Source organism: Nonlabens marinus S1-08, assembly GCF_000831385.1.
Classification (GTDB): Bacteria; Bacteroidota; Bacteroidia; order Flavobacteriales; family Flavobacteriaceae; genus Nonlabens; species Nonlabens marinus.
On sequence record NZ_AP014548.1, the window covers coordinates 917,157 to 935,930 of the forward strand.

Annotated in this window: 16 protein-coding genes; 8 read left to right on the forward strand and 8 right to left on the reverse strand. The window is 41.1% G+C overall.

The window, feature by feature from the left end:
- The first annotated feature begins 56 nt into the window (after positions 1–56).
- Complete coding sequence (locus NMS_RS04335; RefSeq protein WP_041497463.1) at positions 57–944, forward strand: M14 family metallopeptidase; 888 nt, start codon at positions 57–59, stop codon at positions 942–944.
- Between the two features lie 164 nt (positions 945–1,108).
- Here NMS_RS04335 and NMS_RS04340 read toward each other — a convergent pair whose 3' ends face one another.
- Positions 1,109–3,979 (reverse strand): VPS10 domain-containing protein, encoded by a 2,871-nt coding sequence (locus tag NMS_RS04340; RefSeq protein WP_041497465.1) that lies wholly within the window; start codon positions 3,977–3,979, stop codon positions 1,109–1,111.
- Positions 3,980–4,195: 216 nt separating this feature from the next.
- Here NMS_RS04340 and NMS_RS04345 point away from each other — a divergent pair, with 216 nt between their 5' ends.
- Positions 4,196–5,488, forward strand: coding sequence for an aminopeptidase P family protein (locus tag NMS_RS04345; RefSeq protein ID WP_041495594.1), 1,293 nt, complete (start codon positions 4,196–4,198; stop codon positions 5,486–5,488).
- A gap of 76 nt (positions 5,489–5,564) precedes the next feature.
- Here the strand turns inward: NMS_RS04345 and NMS_RS04350 are convergent, their stop codons facing one another.
- Positions 5,565–6,311 carry a hypothetical protein gene (locus NMS_RS04350; protein ID WP_041495596.1) on the reverse strand — a complete coding sequence of 249 codons (747 nt, stop codon included), beginning with the start codon at positions 6,309–6,311 and terminating at the stop codon, positions 5,565–5,567.
- 116 nt (positions 6,312–6,427) lie between these two features.
- On the opposite strand from NMS_RS04350, the gene NMS_RS04355 reads away from it, so the two are divergent.
- Positions 6,428–6,784 (forward strand): hypothetical protein, encoded by a 357-nt coding sequence (locus tag NMS_RS04355; RefSeq protein ID WP_041495597.1) that lies wholly within the window; start codon positions 6,428–6,430, stop codon positions 6,782–6,784.
- A gap of 68 nt (positions 6,785–6,852) precedes the next feature.
- Here NMS_RS04355 and NMS_RS04360 read toward each other — a convergent pair whose 3' ends face one another.
- From NMS_RS04360 to NMS_RS04365, 3 genes are all read right to left on the reverse strand, one after another.
- Positions 6,853–7,950 carry a CNNM domain-containing protein gene (locus NMS_RS04360; protein ID WP_041495599.1) on the reverse strand — a complete coding sequence of 366 codons (1,098 nt, stop codon included), beginning with the start codon at positions 7,948–7,950 and terminating at the stop codon, positions 6,853–6,855.
- A 116-nt stretch (positions 7,951–8,066) separates the two neighbouring features.
- Entirely contained in the window at positions 8,067–8,228 is a 162-nt protein-coding gene (locus NMS_RS13875; protein ID WP_158448959.1) for a hypothetical protein, read from the reverse strand.
- A 5-nt stretch (positions 8,229–8,233) separates the two neighbouring features.
- Positions 8,234–9,511 carry a hypothetical protein gene (locus NMS_RS04365; protein WP_041495600.1) on the reverse strand — a complete coding sequence of 426 codons (1,278 nt, stop codon included), beginning with the start codon at positions 9,509–9,511 and terminating at the stop codon, positions 8,234–8,236.
- A gap of 478 nt (positions 9,512–9,989) precedes the next feature.
- Here NMS_RS04365 and NMS_RS04370 point away from each other — a divergent pair, with 478 nt between their 5' ends.
- The 4 genes from NMS_RS04370 to NMS_RS04385 all read left to right on the forward strand — a co-directional run bounded on the left by NMS_RS04370 (position 9,990) and on the right by NMS_RS04385 (position 14,777).
- On the forward strand, positions 9,990–11,093 hold the full coding sequence (locus NMS_RS04370; RefSeq protein ID WP_052476708.1) for an AI-2E family transporter: 1,104 nt from the start codon (positions 9,990–9,992) through the stop codon (positions 11,091–11,093).
- Between the two features lie 584 nt (positions 11,094–11,677).
- A complete protein-coding gene (locus tag NMS_RS04375; protein WP_041495601.1) occupies positions 11,678–12,307 on the forward strand; it encodes a protein-L-isoaspartate(D-aspartate) O-methyltransferase in 630 nt (209 codons plus the stop codon).
- A gap of 2 nt (positions 12,308–12,309) precedes the next feature.
- Positions 12,310–13,455 (forward strand): hypothetical protein, encoded by a 1,146-nt coding sequence (locus NMS_RS04380; protein WP_052476710.1) that lies wholly within the window; start codon positions 12,310–12,312, stop codon positions 13,453–13,455.
- A gap of 23 nt (positions 13,456–13,478) precedes the next feature.
- A complete protein-coding gene (locus tag NMS_RS04385) occupies positions 13,479–14,777 on the forward strand; it encodes an erythromycin esterase family protein (protein WP_052476712.1) in 1,299 nt (432 codons plus the stop codon).
- 278 nt (positions 14,778–15,055) lie between these two features.
- Here NMS_RS04385 and hemB read toward each other — a convergent pair whose 3' ends face one another.
- The 3 genes from hemB to NMS_RS04400 all read right to left on the reverse strand — a co-directional run bounded on the left by hemB (position 15,056) and on the right by NMS_RS04400 (position 17,335).
- Positions 15,056–16,030, reverse strand: coding sequence for a porphobilinogen synthase (gene hemB, locus NMS_RS04390; protein ID WP_041495602.1), 975 nt, complete (start codon positions 16,028–16,030; stop codon positions 15,056–15,058).
- A complete protein-coding gene (locus tag NMS_RS04395; protein ID WP_041495603.1) occupies positions 16,008–16,466 on the reverse strand; it encodes a hypothetical protein in 459 nt (152 codons plus the stop codon). Before NMS_RS04395 ends, hemB begins: the two co-directional genes overlap by 23 nt.
- Positions 16,467–16,585: 119 nt before the next feature.
- Positions 16,586–17,335 carry an SDR family NAD(P)-dependent oxidoreductase gene (locus tag NMS_RS04400; RefSeq protein ID WP_041497469.1) on the reverse strand — a complete coding sequence of 250 codons (750 nt, stop codon included), beginning with the start codon at positions 17,333–17,335 and terminating at the stop codon, positions 16,586–16,588.
- A gap of 297 nt (positions 17,336–17,632) precedes the next feature.
- Between NMS_RS04400 and NMS_RS04405 the strand changes: the two genes are divergently transcribed.
- Positions 17,633–18,637, forward strand: a complete 1,005-nt coding sequence (locus NMS_RS04405) for an AAA family ATPase (protein ID WP_041495604.1) — start codon at positions 17,633–17,635, stop codon at positions 18,635–18,637.
- Positions 18,638–18,774: the final 137 nt, after the last annotated feature.

An 18,774-nucleotide genomic window follows, 5' to 3' on the forward strand; every position in this document is an offset into this window, starting at 1 on the left:
AACCTATCCTGCAATCATGCAACCTCAACGATAGTACAACCCTTAAACAACTCCATATGAAACGAATCATAGATAGATATACGTGTAATACCATTGGACCCCTAGTATTTATTACTGCAGCAGTGCACGGTAATGAACCTAGCGGTGTAAAAGCTCTAGAAGAAGTGTTTAGTCAATTGAGAGCCAGCAAGGCTCAGATTAATGGAACATTAATTGGGTTGCGAGGCAATCGTGGAGCGCTGGAAAAAGGAGTGCGATTCATTGACGAGGATTTGAACCGTACCTGGAAACCTATTAAAATCGCCAAACAAATAAAAGACACACACGAGGAACTGGAGATGGAGGAAATCATCGAGATTCTCGATATGGAACTGGCACATCATAAAGGGCAAAAGGCCTACTTTCTGGATTGCCACACCACTTCTTCCCAAAGCGCACCTTATATGTCAGTACAAGTGAAAAATGACAATGATGAATGGGCGCACCGCTTTCCTACTTATATCGTTCGTGGTTTTAGCGATATAGTCAATGGTAGCATCGACCATTATTTTACAGATCGAGGCTTAACGGGCTTCACATTTGAGGCGGGTCAGCATGACGATCCAGCATCGGCTAGGCATCATCAAAGTATGATTTGGTTGATGTTGAAAGAAGCTTGTGATCTGGATCTAACGCAAATCAAAACACATCCGCAATGTGTGGAAAGCTTGAAAAACGAGGCGCCGGACCAAAAAACCTTTGAAATCATTCATCGTCATGAAATTAAGGATGGCGATGATTTCAAAATGAAAGCTGGGTTTGACAACTTTCAAAAAATATCCAAAGGCGAACTGCTCGCCCACAACAATGGTGCAGAGTTAAAAAGCACCTGGAATGCGCGCATCTTTATGCCGCTATATCAAGGCCAAGGAAATGATGGTTTCTTCGTGATTGAGGAGGTTTGACATCCTAATAATCTTCCCGCATTTCTAGAGCCTTTCGACAAGCTCAATGGCCTCCTTAATGCTCGAACGAATCATAATTGGGAGGGCTGAGACACTCGAAGCCCCAAATTTCATCACCAGATGCGGGATTCATTCCACACCTGGTGATGACAAAAAACAGGTTTCTATTTTACCTCTAGTTTCTCACTAGCACTTCCACCTTTTCCTGATAGCTTTACCGTATAACTTCCAGCAGTAAGGTAGTAGTTACCGTTGTCTGCTTTTTTAGGGGCATCCTTTTTATCAAATCGCTTTGCACCAGATTCTGAAACGGACCCGTTGTAATCATAGAAATTCAATCCAGCATCTGCGGTAAGGTTTGCTTCTTGGATGGTTTTTCCTTCAGCGTTCAAGACTTCCATTTTTACTTTGCCGCCTTCTGGACTGTAGTAAGAAATTTGCACGCTAGGCTCTGGACTTTCGTCGCTTAAGAAACGTGTAGCCCCATAACGAGGACTCGCACGGAAACCTTCTAATTTACCCATCTTCAGTTTTTTACTGTAATAACCCATCGCATTTTCATCTGCGCTGGCTTCCACAAGACCTAGCTCATCTAGATTGACTTTATAAATGGATCTACCGTGAGTACCTACTAATAAATCATTAGCTTTTGGCTGGATCTTCAAATCATGAACCGCAACTGGAGGCATATCTGGATTGAGCAGTGACCAAGCGGCACCATCTGCTGCAACCCAAACCGCATTGTCAGTACCTAGGAAAATCATATTTTCATCTGTTGGATGTTCTGTAATAACATTTACTGGAGATGCAGGCAACCCAGTAGCTATGCTTTGCCAAGTTTTCCCAGCATCCTCGCTTTTGAAAACATATGCGGTAAAATTATCACCGCGATAACCATTTAAGGTTACATAAACACGATCTTTTTTGTGTTGTGATGCCACAACACGGCTTACCCATAAATCAGCAGGCCAGCCACCGTTTAATTTTGTCCAGGTAGAACCACCATCTTTAGTGAGTTGTACCAGTCCATCATCAGATCCTGTATAGATCATCCCGAATTGAAATGGTGATTCACTAATCGTGGTTAGCGTTCCATATGCTACATTTCCTTCTTTACCTCCTTGAGTTAAATCTGGCGAAATCGCTGTCCAGTCTGTTCCCTGATTCATGGACCTGTGCAATTTATTACCACCCAGATAAAGGATGTCCTGATTATGAGAACTCAATAGGATAGGCGTCTGCCAGTTGAAACGGTAGGGCGACTCGCCCAGCTCATGTTTCGGTTGAATGTAAGCACGCTCGCCAGTTTCTCTATTGATTCTAAAATAATTACCGAATTGGAAGCCAGTATAAACAATGTCACTATTTCTAGAATCAATCTGGATTTGCATCCCATCGCCACCCATGATGGATTCCCATGGATATTGACCTTGTTGTTGCCAGGATCGGTCTTCACGGGCGTTATGAGCTCCTACCCAAACCCCATTATCTTGTAATCCACCGTACACATTGTAAGGCTCTTCCATATCATAATTGATCGCATAAAACTGGCCAACACTTGGCGTGTTATTTTTAATCCAGGTCTCACCATCATCGTATGAAATATTCAATCCTCCATCGTTCCCGTTGATCAAGTGACCGCTATCATTAGGATCTACCCAAAGCGCGTGATGATCAGCATGAACATTTTCTCTAGAGATATTTTCCCAAGTCTTTCCGCCGTCGGCAGATTTGATAATGGGAACTCCCATGACATACACTTTACTCACATCTTTTGGGTCTACCCGCACTTGTGCAAAGTAGTATCCATAGCTGTAAAATACATCGTCAATTTGACCTTCATGCGTTTTATTCCAGGTCTTTCCACCGTCGTTGGAGCGGTATAACTCGGCTCCTTTAACTGGAGTGTCAAATAATTGAGTGTTCGCATCTTCAAGGTACAGCGCTAGGTCAGCAGGTTTTGCAGCGCCGCTGCGCACCATGTTTTTGACATTTGCCGCGCGGTATTTTTCTTGAAACCCGTTTTCTTTCAGGTATTTGTCCAGTGTCTTGTCTTCCAGTTGCAGGAAAGCATCCATGGTCATTCCTTGAAAATCATCTTTGGTCAAAACTCTGTCAGAGTTCGCTTTCGCGGAAGCGTCCTCATCACTCTTCTCTCTGCGGAATTGGGAATCGTGAATCGCATACACCGTATTTTCATCATAAACTGCTAGACCTATGCGGCCAACTCCTGATCCCGTTGGGAAACCGCTAGCCTCAGTAGAAATCTTGTTCCACGTCTGGCCGGCATCCGTGCTTTTATAAATGGCACTTGCCTCACCGTCACCGTCAAAATTCCATGCCTTGCGATCTTTTTCCCAACTCGCTGTATACATCACATTGAAGTTGTCTGGTGCTGCGGCTAGATCTATAAATCCAGCCATATTAGTTGCAAATAAAGTTTTGCTCCAGGTAGCACCACCATCCATCGTGGTATAAATTCCACGGTCATCACTCAGCGTATATAATGGACCCGTCGCAGCTACCACCACATGATCAGTGTTCGCTGGATCGATTAGGATTCTGCCTATGTGATGAGTGGCTGGCAACATGGGTTTGCTCCATGTTTTGCCCCAGTCAGTAGACTTGAGTAATCCTATACCCGCATAGCTACTGCGACTGGCGTTGTTCTCGCCAGTTCCAGCCCAGATAGTTTTTGATGCCCAATCAACGGCAATATCACCTAAGTTTATGGTCATCGCGTTATCCATGATAGGAGTGAAGCTCGTGCCATTATTGCTGGTATGCCATAGGCCGCCGCTAGCATAAGCTACGAGCATTTCAGTAGGGTCTGTAGGGTTGACATCTACATCTACCACACGACCAGACATGATTGTAGGACCTATGTTTTCAAACTCAAGATTTTTGTAAAGAGATGTGGCAGCAGATTCCTGTTGCATTTCCAGATCGCTGATTAGTTTATCTGAACTGGTAGGTTGCTGTGCGATAACGCTAGAAGCAATAAATAAGGAAGCTAAAAGTAAATGGTGTTTCATGATACGAACTTTAGTGCTGTGAAGATACACAAGCCGAGTTACTTTTGGAAGCTTGGGCATTTACAATTATTATAACAGTAAAGCCTGTCAGACGCCTTAAATTTGAATTGTACATTTTTTAACAGTGTTTGAGGGCCATCACCTATTTGCTGTTAAAGAGGTACCGCTTTCGCGAAAGCGAACTCAACCAAGACTTTAAAACAACTTTTATATTTTATGAAATACGACCCAATAGATAACACGCTTTTTAAAACCAATCGCAAGAATTTTATGGCTCAAATGAAGCCCTCGAGTCTTGCAGTTTTTAATTCTAATGATGTTTTTAAAACTGGTGCCGACAGCACAATGCCATTTAAACAACACCGGGATATTTTTTATTTAAGTGGAGCAGATCAAGAGGATACGATTTTGATTTTATTTCCAGATTGTCCTGATCCAGCACATCGCGAGGTGTTATTTGTGACTGAAACTAATGATCATATTGCAGTATGGGAAGGAGAGAAGTTGACTAAGGAAAAGGCCACTGAAGTTACCGGGATAGAAACAGTGTATTGGTTAAAGGAATTTGATAAAAAGTTCTTTGAAATGATGACCCAAGCGGAAACTATCTATTTCAATACTAACGAGCATTACCGTCAAGCGGTAGAAATGCAAACTAGGGAAGACCGTTTTATTTTAAAAACTAAGGCACAGTACCCGGCACACAATTATGCAAAGAGCGCACCTATCATGCAGCGTTTGCGAGCCGTCAAACACCCTCTAGAGATTGAGTTGATGCAAACGGCTTGTGATATTACTAATGCGGGCTTCCGCAGGGTGCTTGAATTTATGAAGCCAGGTGTAATGGAGTATGAAATTGAGGCAGAGTACTTACATGAGTTCTTCAGAAGGCGTAGCGATGGATTTGCATACACCCCAATTATTGCTAGTGGTAACAATGCAAATGTCTTGCATTATGTACAAAACAATCAAGAATGTAAGGATGGAGACCTTGTCTTAATGGATGTAGGATCCACTTATGCAAATTATGCGGCTGACATGTCCCGTACCATTCCTGTCAATGGAACCTTTACTAAGCGTCAGAAGGAAGTGTACAAGGCTGTAAATAATGTAAAAAAGGCAGCTACAAAAATGCTAACACCCGGGACTTTATGGAAAGAGTACCACAAGGAGGTTGGAAATATCATGACCAGTGAATTGCTAGCCTTAGGATTACTTGACAAAGCAGATGTACAGAACGAAGACAAAGACTGGCCAGCCTATAAAAAATACTTCATGCACGGCACCTCACACCACATAGGACTGGACACTCACGATTACGGTTTGCTATGGGAGCCCATGCAAGCGGGCAATGTATTTACCGTTGAACCAGGTATCTATATTCCAAATGAAGGAATAGGCATCCGCCTAGAGGATGATGTGGTGATTCAGGAAAAAGGAAGCCCAAAAAATTTAATGGGTGACATCCCTATAGAAATAGAAGAAATAGAAGAGTTGATGAACAAGTAAATCAATGCCATCATTAAACATAAAAAACGGCTGCCCATAATCAGGGCAGCCGTTTTTGATAGAACTTATTCTTAAATTAATTCTTCTCGCTCTCTGGCTTTACACCTGTTTCAAGAGCATAACAATTCACCCCTGAAAATAGGTAAGTAACCGTGGCATCAGCATCAGGCGAGGTGAGTATGGCGGTGACAGAATCAGGTCTTTGTAAATATCCTAAGGAAGTTTTATCAGCTTTCTGACTCATGGGAGTACTCAAGTCGGTACGCTTGACACCTACAGTCAAACCACTGCTCATTTTAAATTGGGTAGCGTTATCATCTCTGGATTGCAAATTCCAGCCTGCAAACTGGGACTGACCGTTGCGTTCTACAAAAACTAAGTTGATGTATTCCTCCCAGCGAACGATGCGTACCCGTTTTCCATTACAGTTATCTTCCATTTTATCAGTACTGTAATCTCCTAAATACTTTTTCATTTTAGTAAGTACGACAGCATCTGATTGACCGAACATCAAGATGTCCTGCTTTCCGTTTTTTTCGAATAAATTAATAGAAGTAGGAGTCAGCACTGCCGTTACATAATTTTTAGTTTCTACTTCTTTAGCGATCCTTTCAGACTCTAATAGTTGGCCAGCTTGTACATTTCTTTTAGGGTCTTTGTCAGCCGTGGTAGTATTATTTTTTGAAGTGGATGATCCTTGATCTGTAGTGGCAGACTCTGTAGAAAGTTCCGTTTCTGTAGCCAGTGGCTGGTTGGTATCTTCCTTACAACTGGTGAATAGTAGGATAGTCGCTAGGGCGGTAAATAGTAAAAATTGTTTCATGATACGTATTTTGAACCAAAAGTAGGTTTTTTACTTCATCACCATCTCTTAATGGCAGCCTAAAAGATTAAAGGGCATTTTCAACAGTATCAAGCAGGTGACGTACCTTTGTAGGTATGGCGAGAGACGAGCAACTTAAGATACGATGGGAGCAAACCATCACTTTTTTCCAAGAGCGATTTAGCGATGGGGAAGCAATGGATCTGGATGCCATTCTATTTATGATAGGTGTCCAAGAGTTGGGACAATTGCACCGTAAATTCCAGAAAGACGAGAAGTATCAGCTCATGCACATTGCCATCTGTAGAGTCTTAGAGCCTTATGGATATTATCAATTTTCACATTTTGACGAGGATAAATGGCCGCACTACGCAGTGGTTCAAAACCTGCCGCCCCTCAAAGCGGGTGAGCAGTCTTTATTGATGAAAGAGGCGATTGTCAATTACATGCTAGAGGCAGGAGTTATTGAGTAAGTATATTTTGGTAATGAGTTCGCTTTCGCGAAAGCGAAAACTCTACAACCCCAGTGCAAGATTCTAGATTAATCCGTCTTACTACTGTCCTTTTTGTTTAATCCCAAAGACTTGCTGCGTTTCTCCCAGTTCTTGCGGGCGAGGAGCTGCATGTCCTCTACATTGTCACTTTCATCCATAATCTCAAGACCCAGCATGGTTTCAATGACATCTTCCATAGTCACCAGGCCGTGAACACTCCCATAATCATCCAGCACCAGTGCGATATGCTCCTTAGTGGCAATCATCTGGTCAAAGAGTTGGGTAATAGGCATGTCAAATCGTACCAGCGCTATTTCACGACGTAGATCTTCTAGGGTTTCAGCAGGCTTATTGTGAATGATGTCAGCGAGAATAGCATCTTTTAGCACGTAACCAGTGATGTCGTCACGATTTTTGCCGAATACAGGAATACGTGAAAACCTGAGGTCTTTATCAGCTTCAAAAAAATCTTTAATGAGCATCCCTTGTGGAGCCATAAAAATAACGGACCGCGGTGTCATGATGTCTTTTACCTTGATTTTATTGAAGTTCATCAAGCTTTTGATAAACTGTCCCTCTGATGGATGAAAAACGCCTTCCTCTTCTGCAGTCTCTGTAATGGAGATAAATTCCTCACGGGTCATGGTATTCATATGCGCACTTTTACCAATGGCTCTAGTGGTCAATTGCAACACCCAGAGTATTCCTGTGTATTTTAAAACAGCTACCATCCCAACTAATATACTAGTAGAAATTCCAGCCAGATTCTGCCAGTAAGTTGCACCTATCGTTTTAGGGATGATTTCCGAAACTACTAGAATCAAAACGGTCATGATCCCAGATACCACACCTACTAGTGGAATTCCTAAAACTGCCGCCTGAAAACCTTCAGACACCATACTTTCAGCCTGCACACCTACTAGAATCGCGCCAACGGTGTGGGCGAGCGTGTTTAGAGTCAGAATAGCAATAAGCGGTTTATCTACATCGTTTTTAAGAACGGTAAGGGCATTAGTATAGGTGGCGCCTTCCTGACTTTTCATTCTAATAAAATTAGGCGTGATGGAAAGCAGCACGGCTTCCAAAATGGAACACATAAAAGAAAAGAAAATAGATACTACGGCATAGAGGATCAATAATCCCATGGATAGTTGTTTTGCCGTAAAAATAGGAAAAGGGATTTGTGGTTGTAGTTAAGTTTTTGGGAAATAGAATAAAAACAGTTCTTATTCTAGGTCAATAACAAACAACTAAGAATCAATTATGATAACACCAATTGCTCTTTTATTTTATCGATGACACGGTCAGCAATTAAATCACTGACTTTATCGCTATCTACCAAGACTTTATTCTCTTCACATTCATCTAAAAAGTCAAATGACAAAATAGAGTTGAATTTTTGAGTTTTGAATTTAGTAAACATAAAAGTTATTTAAAATAATTATTTAAAAAATGAGGATTCTGTTCTGATTTGAAATAATTTTTCCGTTTGATCCAAATAAAACCATCTCCTTTAGAAATTACTGCTACATCTACTGGACCTCCTACAGACTCTTCATCTGAACTGATCCTTCTTTTAAGATAGGTCAAATATATTAAACTTTCGGCCATCTCGGTAAGATCTTCTTTTGATAATACAGACACTGTGCTTACCGTCGGATCGATATGTTTATTTCTTTTGAACTCTTCTATATGTTGAATAAACTCTTCAAATATAGGATCGATATCCAGACTTTCAATTTTATCAGCTAAAGGTTCTGAAATAGGTCTTATAAAATTAATTAATAGTTCATTGTACTGAGTTAAGACTTTACTAAATGCATTTATTAGAGTTGTGTTAATTTCTGGACTTACGCCGCTAATTAAAGTGTCTATTACATCTCTTTGTGCAAACGGCATTATTGACCCATTATTATCATCATCAATTTCTTCTATGCGCTCAGTATAGTATCTCAGCCTTTCGTTAAAGACATTAGCAACCTTTGTACTAATAGTTACTGGATAGATTTCATCCTCACCATATCCTGCAAAGACGAGACCAGTCCATTGACCATACATTTGTTTAGACAATATATAGCTATAGAAAAAATCATGAAAACTTTTCTTGGTTGAAGAAAAATCTGAATATCGTTCAGAGTAAACTTTATCGACTAAAGGAGAAATAGTTTTATCATACTCTTCTCTAGTAAAGTCCTTAAAGTCAACTAAAGCCTCAGAATGCTCACAATTGTTTCTTTCTAAATCCAGAATTTCAATAAACTTTTCAGAAAACAGCTTATTTCGTTTTTCCTGTTCCATGGTTATCAAGTTTTCCTCACTTAGTGAAACCTCTTCCATTGACTTGTGCAGGCCATTTTTTATTAAATCATTAAGCGTTGTGTAAATAATATTGTGAATCGCTTTTTCATTAGTGAAATAATCTTTCTTTTTCAAGAATTCAAAAAAATTCTCACTGTAATCTCTCAGATGAGGAAATTCTTTATCACCAAGCTGATCACGATATAATTTTATGATTATTTCCCATGGGGTCAGCATCAAATTAGCATTATTGTAAATAATAATCGACACGGGATGAAACTTAGAAAGGGTAAATATTTTGTTTGCTGTATTGTAAACTTTACTACCATTAGTTCCGCTTACAGTAACTGCAGAGTCTGCTGCTATTGCTATAGCGTGTTTATTCATTACTCCGATTACTGCAGTCATATTTTTTTTATTCAAGCAATTTACCACATCCCTAGCAAAATAACTAGCAATCAAATTAGCACCAGCGCGGTTGATGGCGGTAATCTATTCCGTCATCACCGCATCATGATCCAGCCAGCCTTGTATAGCCCTAAAAAGCATTGAAAAAAGATTAGGAATCTATATGTTTTTAAAGGTTGAATCAGTCTGCCCTTTTACAAGCCTAGCCCTAGTGAAGTTGCCACGGCTTAGAGTTTTGTGACTAGAAATGTTATCAGGCTTTTCTAGTGTTTTACAGGGTTGATTTTTATCGTACATTGTGTTCAAATCGTGTATGTTTGGATCATATGCTTAAGCATCGTCAAGATTCTGAAAACAGTAATATGCGGGATTTTTACCATGCTATAATAACTAAGTTTCAATAGCACAGCGTGTTGAAAATCACCTGATCCAGAGCTCAAAACTGTGTACCAACAAACCCACTTAAACTTCAAAGTTCATGAAGATTCCAGGTTATATCAAATTTGTATTCTTATCACTCGCTGTTATCATATTCTTTTTCTTTTTATATGTAGCCAGCTTTATATTGATACCAATGGCTTTGGGATTGTTATTGGCAATTCTGTTATTACCAATAAATCGTTTTTTTGAGAAAATCCGCCTATCGCGCTTTTGGGCGGTACTGCTCACCATCATTATCGCTTTTATAGTATTGAGTGCGGTCATTGTGGGTTTGTCGATTCCTGTCAGTCGTCTTATAGATGATATTCCACAAATAGGAGAGAAATTGCTGGGTGTCGTTGGCCAGTTTCAGGAATTTTTTAAGGACAATCTTGATATGGAGCCCCAATTCCAATCCGATTATATAAAAGACCATCTGAGCAATATTTTACAACGAGGATCTGCTTTCTTTTCTGGTACATTGACGGCTACTGCAAACGCGTTTTCATTCGGAGTCATTCTTTTATTATCTGTGTTTTTTATTTTGTACTACCGCAGTTTCTTTAGGGAGTTTTTGGAGCGCATCTTTCCAGATCATCTACAGGAAACACTATCGCGGCTTATTGCTAATACTAAAAGACTGGTAAGTGATTACATCAACGGCTTGCTGCTTATGATGCTTACCGTGGGAACTCTAAACACACTCGGGCTATGGATACTTGGAATAGAATATCCTATTTTGTGGGGTGGTCTTTCCGGCTTGCTGGCTGTGATTCCTTACATAGGAATATCCATAGGTGGGTTATTGCCTTTTCTTTTTGCACTGGTGACAACAGATAGCCTGCTTTATCCACTAGGTGTTGTAGCGATTTTTGGATTTGTTCAGTTCCTGGAAGGCAATTTTATAACACCTAATATCATGAGTAATAAGGTGAGTCTCAATCCCTATGCAGTAATTATTGCCATATTCATTGGAGGAAAGATCTGGGGCATCGCTGGAATCATACTCTTTATACCCTATCTGGCCGTGTTAAAGAATATTCTTGATGAGTTTGAACAAACCAAAGCGGTAGGTTTTTTGTTGGGAAATCCAGATAGGGAACAGGAAAATCCGGGAACCTGGGAGAAATTGAAAGAAAAGTTAGGTTTAAACAAGGACTGAACCCCAAATATGGAATACAGGATCACATTCTGACACCTGAAATCTTGCGTCTCCATATATCCCATTGACTAAACGGAGTACCCTTCAAAAATTCGAACTTACTTCGAGTAATTCCGCTTTCAGGGTTAAGGCGAACTGTGTTGTCCTAAAATAGGTTGACAGTTTTTAAATAGCAAAGAATCTTGAAACCCAGCAATTAAATTTCAAAATATAGTTGATGATTAGGTATATCTCGCTTTCGCGCCTGCCTGTCGGCAGACAGGAAAGCGACACCATCCTCTTTAAAAAAAAATATTCAGGAGAGTGAAAAGGTGATCTAATTAAAGTCAATATGATTTCCAGATTTGAGATCTAAATCAGAACACCTTCATCACACTTCTCAGGTTTAAGAAACAAGCTCCATGTTTGTTTTATGACTTCCTTATGTTTCTGCTCTTAAAAAATTAAATTTTTCCCTTTTTTAAAGAAAACAGCTACAAATCATTTGTCGTATAATAGGCGATTGTTTATTTTAATAACAGATATAATACATATTTACTTAATTTATTAGTTATTACACAATCTGTTAACTAAAACTACTTACAATGAGCACAAAAAAGCAAATGATCGAGAAACATCTTAAAGGAAGGGATATTCATGATACCAAAGTTCTTAAAGCTATGGAAGAAGTGGAAAGAAAACATTTTGTTCCGGCAGAGTTGGAGGACATGGCTTACGAGGACAATCCGCTGCCTATTGGGAAATCACAAACTATCAGCCAGCCTTATATAGTTGCCTATATGGCGCAGGAGCTGCAACTTAACGAAGATGATAAAGTATTGGAAGTAGGTACAGGTTGTGGGTATAATGCAGCGGTATTATCCAGGCTGGTAAAAAAAGTGTATTCTGTAGAAATTATTGAGTGGCTGGCCCAACTGGCCAAAGAGAATCTTGCCAAAACAGATTATGACAATATTGAAACTCGTTACGGCGACGGTTACGATGGATGGCCGGAAGAAGGTCCATTTGATGCTATAGAACTTACCGCAGCGCCTCCTAAAATCCCTGAAACTTTAAAAAAACAATTGAAGATAGGCGGGAAACTTCTCGCTCCCATAGGTACGCGCACCCAGAAACTAGTCCTGATAGAACGAAACTCTGAAGACGAATTTACTGAAGAAACTCTGCTCATGGTACGTTTTGTCCCCATGACCGGTCAAATTCAAAATAACTAGAAATGGCTGATTATCAAACGACAAAACAGAACGAACAAGCTAAAGATCTGATGCACAGCTTTGCTGAGCGCACAGGTCTTGAAAAAGAAGATGGTCAGGGCAACCGTAGGTATCTCTGGACAGATTCTTTTGCAGTACTTAATTTTTTAGCCTTAAAGAAACTTCAAAATGACAAGGTTTTTGAAGATTATGCTATAAAGGCCATTGACAAAGTTCATAATCACCTGGGCAAATTTGCTCCATATGATACAAGAAAAGGCTGGATAAGCGGTCTACCTGATGAAACGGCTCAGCAGCATCCTACCGTAAAAGGTCTGCGGATAGGGAAAAAATTGCCGGAGCGTAAAGAAGATGATCCTATTGATCAGCGCTTGGAATGGGAAAGAGACGGACAGTATTTTCATTATCACACCCGTTGGATTATTGCCTTACTCAAATCAGGCAGGTATTTTGACAAAGAAAAATTCATAGACCAAGCGACAGAATTAAGCCTGGCGGGATCCAGATTTATCAAAGAAGACCAGGGAAGCTTGAACATGTACTGGAAGATGAGCGTGGACATGTCGCGACCGCTCATACCGCGTATGGGTGCTCATGACCCGCTGGAAGGTTTGCTATGCGCTTTGCAGGCCAGAGAGCTTTCGTTTTCCTATGATGCAGAATTTGACGGTTACATCAATAAATTAAAGAGACTCTGTGCCAGCTCAGATTGGGGCACAGATGACGCGCTGGGAATAGGAGGACTGCTTTTAAATGTGGTAAGAGCGGCAGAACTACAGGAAAAAATAGAGTTGCCAGACTCCATAAAACCTGAACGGTTATTAAGGGACGCGCAACAAGGATTGGCAGCATTTCGCCGGCTTTATAAAGCTAATGAATCTGCAAATTACCGATTGGCGTTTCGGGAGTGCGGGCTTTCATTAGGACTGCGATGTTTAGAAGGTAATCTGGAATTCCTGAAAGATCATAATTTAAAACCAAGCATACCTGACAAATCCTACGTACTTGCTGAAGAAATTGAAAGTTTCTGGCTGCGGGAAGAAAACAAGAAAGCAGCCACTTATACAGACCATCTGGACATCAATGAGGTAAGTATAGCCGCAAGTCTGCTTGCCATAGATCAACCTAAGATTTACACCAGACTTTGAATGAATCACTTAAAAAAAGAACTATGAAAGATTCCATCATAAAAGCAATTAAGGAAAACAGAAAAGATTTTACAGATAAAGAGGATCTACAACCCTTTATAGACTCTATAAAAGATAAAAAAGTAGTCATGATGGGAGAAGCTTCTCACGGTACGCATGAATATTACAACTGGCGCGCAAAAATATCCAAAACACTAATGGAAGAACATGGATTCGATTTTGTCGCAGTTGAGGGCGACTGGCCTTCCTGTTATGAGCTCAACCGTCATGTAAAAAACTACCTAGACGAAGAAAAAGACACCAAAACAGCGCTCAAAGAATTCAAGAGATGGCCTACCTGGATGTGGGCCAATTGGGAAGTACATGAATGGGCGCAGTGGCTCAAAGAATTCAATAGCGAATTAGCGTCTAAAGAACAAAAAGGATTTTACGGTCTGGATGTCTATAGTTTATGGGAGTCCCTGGATGCAATTATGGGTTATTTAAAAAAGGAAGATCCCGCCGCCCTTGAAACTGCCAAGACTGCCATGCGCTGTTTTGAGCCTCACCGCGGTGGTGATGGGCAGCAGTACGCCTTGTCCACCAGGCTGGTTCCAGAGGGTTGCCGTGAAGAAGTAAACGATCTATTGAAGGAAATACGCAGTAAAGTTCCCACTTACAATTCTGATCCAGAACACGCCTTCAGTACCAAGCAAAATGCTATAGTGGCAAAGAATGCTGAAGAATACTACCGTGTCATGGCCTCTGGTAACGAGTCCACTTGGAATTTACGGGACCGCCACATGATGAACACTTTAAATCGGCTGCTGGAATTTCATGGCAAAGATGCAAAGGGAATCGTCTGGGCGCACAATACTCACATAGGTGATGCCTCATTTACTGATATGGGTGACCAGGGCCTTTTCAATATAGGTGAATTAGCCCGTGATGAATATGAAAAGGAACATGTTTCCCTGATAGGTTTTGGCAGTTATAAGGGCAGTGTCCTTGCAGGAAAGTCGTGGGGGTCACCGGTTGAAACAATGAATCTACCTGAGGGTCGCGAGAACAGCTGGGAGGATTTATGCCACCAGGCGGGAAAACAGTTCCACATAAATATGGAAGATCTTAAATCTAGCATAGAGATCGATACAAGAATCGCCCACAGGGCAGTTGGGGTAGTTTACAACCCACAGCATGAGCGTTTTGGAAATTATGTACCTACCACCATTCAGGATAGATATGACCATTTTCTCTTCTTTGATGAGACCCAGGCATTGAATCATATCGATATGGAGGCGGCAGATGCCCAAATTCCTGAAACCTATCCCTTTGGACTGTAGTTTCCTATATTTTTGAAAAAAAATTAGGGGTTTTTTCGCTTTCGCGAAAGCGAATTAATGTTCTTGAATATTGCTTAAAATGAGCATGGTCTCAGTCAATTGATTTTTGCACCGGTTTGCGGTTTTTTTAATACCCTGAAATTGTGTTTCAATAGCACAGGCGTGAGTATTTTGTTTTTTTAACTACTGGATTTGACGACCAACTAATTTATGGTCTAAAGAATGGAAGAAACACTCTTAATCAGTTGATTAAGAGAGCTATTGATCCAGTGGTTTCCCTATGAAATCAAATTCACCACATCCTTAGCAAAATAACTAGCGATTAAATTCGCCCCAGCGCGTTTGATGGCAGTGACTTGCTCCATCATGACGGCATCGTGGTCCAGCCAGCCTTTTTCAGCGGCTGCCTTGAGCATGGCGTATTCACCACTCACTTGATAAACCGCAATTGGTAATTCGATCTCGTTACGTAAGTCACGAACTATATCTAGGTAACATAACCCTGGTTTTACCATAAGAATATCGGCACCTTCATCAATATCCATTAAGGATTCTTTGATCGCTTCGGCACGGTTCGCAGGGTCCATCTGGTAGGTTTTCTTGTCGCCAAAACCTGGCGCGCTATCCAGCGCATCTCTAAACGGGGCATAGAAAGCACTCGCATACTTGGCACTATAGCTCATAATGCCAGTGTCGGTAAATCCGTTTTCTTCTAGAGCTTCTCTAATGTAAAGAATACGACCATCCATCATATCGCTGGGTGCAACCATATCTGCTCCCGACTGTGCGTGGGAAACGCTCATTTGGGCAAGAACTTCGCTAGTTGCGTCATTGATGATCTTGCCATCCTCCACAATCCCATCATGACCGTAGCTGGAATAAGGATCCAGCGCAACGTCTGTCATAACATACATATCTGGTGCGGCATCTTTTACCGTTTTAATGGCGCGTTGCATCAAACCGTCTTTATTCAAGGCTTCTGTTCCTTTGTTGTCTTTGAGGTTGTAGGGCACTTTGACAAAAAGCAATACACTTTTCAGTCCCATTTTCCAAAGTCCTTTCACTTCCACGGACAGCAAATCCAGGCTGAATCGGTAATAGTCTGGCATGCTGGCGATTTCTTCCTTAATACCATAGCCTTCTACTATAAATAGGGGCACGATAAAGTCGCTGGGCGTGATGGTCGTTTCCTGAACTAGGGAACGTATGGAAGCGTTGGTACGCAGTCGTCTATTTCTTCTCAGTGGATACATAAGGCAATTCAAGTTTTGAAAGTAATTCTTGAAAAGATGCAGTAGCATCTGGTGTGGTAAGAGTTACTTTTTTAGTGTCGTTATAAATTTCAATCCGGCTATGGTTTTGACTCCGCTCAGTCATCGCTGGATTTACAGCGTCAACTTGGGGTTGAAATCTGATTTTATCTTCTGAAGCGCGGTAGCGATTCTGAACAAAGGTATTGATCAATCGAACATCATCATAGGAAAGTTCTCGCCGAACCGTTTCTGTTGGACTGAAAAATGCCATTTCGTTATTGAGAAACCCCATTCGGTATTCGCTTCCATTTTCCAGCGTAAATCGGATTTGAAAATCTTGAGTCTCAAATATGGAATTGATGTTTGCAGCACTGGGATCCAATTCCTGCTGGCAGGAGGTGGTTAGGATCAAAATCAGGATAAGAATCTTTTTCATAGACTTTTTTTAATGTTAGGTCGAAACCTCTATTTAAAGATGGTGCCGTTGAGGTAGCTCTCGACTACGCTAGAGTAAGCATTTTTAATCAACACATCATCAAATCAGCACATTAGTAATCAATCCTTTTTCAAAACAGTAGAGCTGGCCTGTGCGGTACACATGACGGTCAAGTCTGCAATATTGACATGTGGGGGTCTGGTAATAGCAAACAAAATGACATCGGCCACATCTTCTGGTTCTAGGGGTTGGTATCCTTGGTACACTTTTTCTGCTCTGTCACTATCTCCCTTAAAGCGCACCTCGCTGAAGTTGGTATGTACCAATCCTGGGTTCACAGCCCCTACTCGTATGGAATATGGATTCAAGTCCAGTCGCATTCCTGTTGTGATGGCATCTACCGCGTGCTTACTCCCGCAATACACATTCCCGTTAGGATAAACTTCTTTACCAGCAGTGGATCCAATATTGATGATGTGACCGGACTTACGTTCTCTCATTTGTGGTATGACCGCATGACTCACATAAAGCAATCCCTTCACGTTGATGTCCATCATCGCATCCCAATCTTCCAGACTTCCTTTATCAATAGGATCCAGACCGTGCGCATTTCCCGCGTTATTTATCAAAACATCTATTTGCTTAAAATCGGCTGGCAGGCTCTGAATCTTTTCAGAAACTACTTTTTTATCTCTCACGTCAAATTCTAATGTGTAGATGTTAGTTTGATTGCCTAATTGCTGCTTTAATTCTACTAGTTTCTCCGTATTTCGGCCACACAGGATTAATTTATAAGATTCCGTTGCAAGCATTTTGGCAGTAGCAAGCCCGATGCCACTAGTCGCACCAGTAATTAAGACAGTCTTCATAGGTTCTTTTTTGTAAAGATAAAGAGATAGGACTGGAGTCATTCCGTATTAAACTTTTGGCATGATTTTTTGTCGAAAAACGATGTGAGTGAGGTGTGATGATGTTTTTAGTGTTTCGCTTTCGCGAAAGCGAAATTCCAACCAGTATCTTGCAAGTTCACGCAGTGCATAGGAAAAGACTTCATTTGTAGGTTGGTAGATCTATAGATGGTTTTTAATTTTATGCGAAAATTGGGGCTTTGCCCGCACAAGAAAAAGTATTTTTAGGAGTTACAAACGCGTACAAAATTAGAATCTATGAATCAGGAGCATACGGCGGTAGATATTGCCAGTATCAATGACAAAGTTCAAGCAGAAAGTGCTTTTATCGATCAGCTGCAAAGCGAGATGAATAAAGTAATTGTAGGACAACAACACATGGTCGATCGTTTGTTGATAGGTCTTTTAGGCCGTGGTCACATTTTGCTGGAAGGGGTTCCAGGTCTTGCTAAAACTCTAGCGATTACCACACTTTCACAAGCGGTAAGCGCCAGTTTTTCTAGGATCCAGTTTACTCCAGACTTGCTACCGGCTGATGTTGTGGGTACCTTGATTTATAACATGAAAGATGCCGACTTTGCCATACGCAAAGGACCGATTTTTGCCAACTTTGTTTTAGCAGACGAGATCAACCGTGCACCGGCTAAAGTGCAGTCTGCACTATTAGAAGCCATGCAGGAAAAGCAAGTGACTATTGGTGATACAACTTTCCCACTAGAGCGACCATTTTTAGTAATGGCGACTCAAAACCCAGTGGATCAAGAAGGAACTTATCCATTGCCTGAAGCGCAAATGGACCGTTTCATGTTAAAAACGGTCATTGATTACCCAACGATCGCTGATGAGCAATTCATCATGCGAGCCAACCTTAAAAAGGAATTTCCAAAACCCAACCCTGTAGTATCACCAGCTCAAATTTTACGAGCTCAGGATGCGGTGGAATTGGTGTACATGGATGAAAAGATTGAGAAATACATTTTGGACATCGTGTTTGCCACTAGATATCCAGAAAAATATAATCTTCCTGATTTGAAGCCGTTGATCAGCTTTGGAGCCTCCCCACGTGGATCGATCAACCTGGCTAAAGCGGCTAAATGTTATGCCTTCATCAAACGTCGTGGTTACGTGATCCCAGAAGACGTACGCGCAGTGGTGCTGGATGTGCTACGCCACCGTATCGGTATCACCTATGAAGCGGAGGCAGAGAACTACACCACGGAAGATATCGTGAATAAGATCGTTAATACGATTGAGGTTCCTTAAACTAGTTATGAGTTCAGAGTTAGGAGTTATGAGTTTTAGAACTTGTGTTTTTAATGATGAATTGGTAATAGCAATGTCAGTTCGAGCGCAGTCGAGAACAGTTCGCTAGTGAAAATCCAAGTTCTAAATCTCAAATC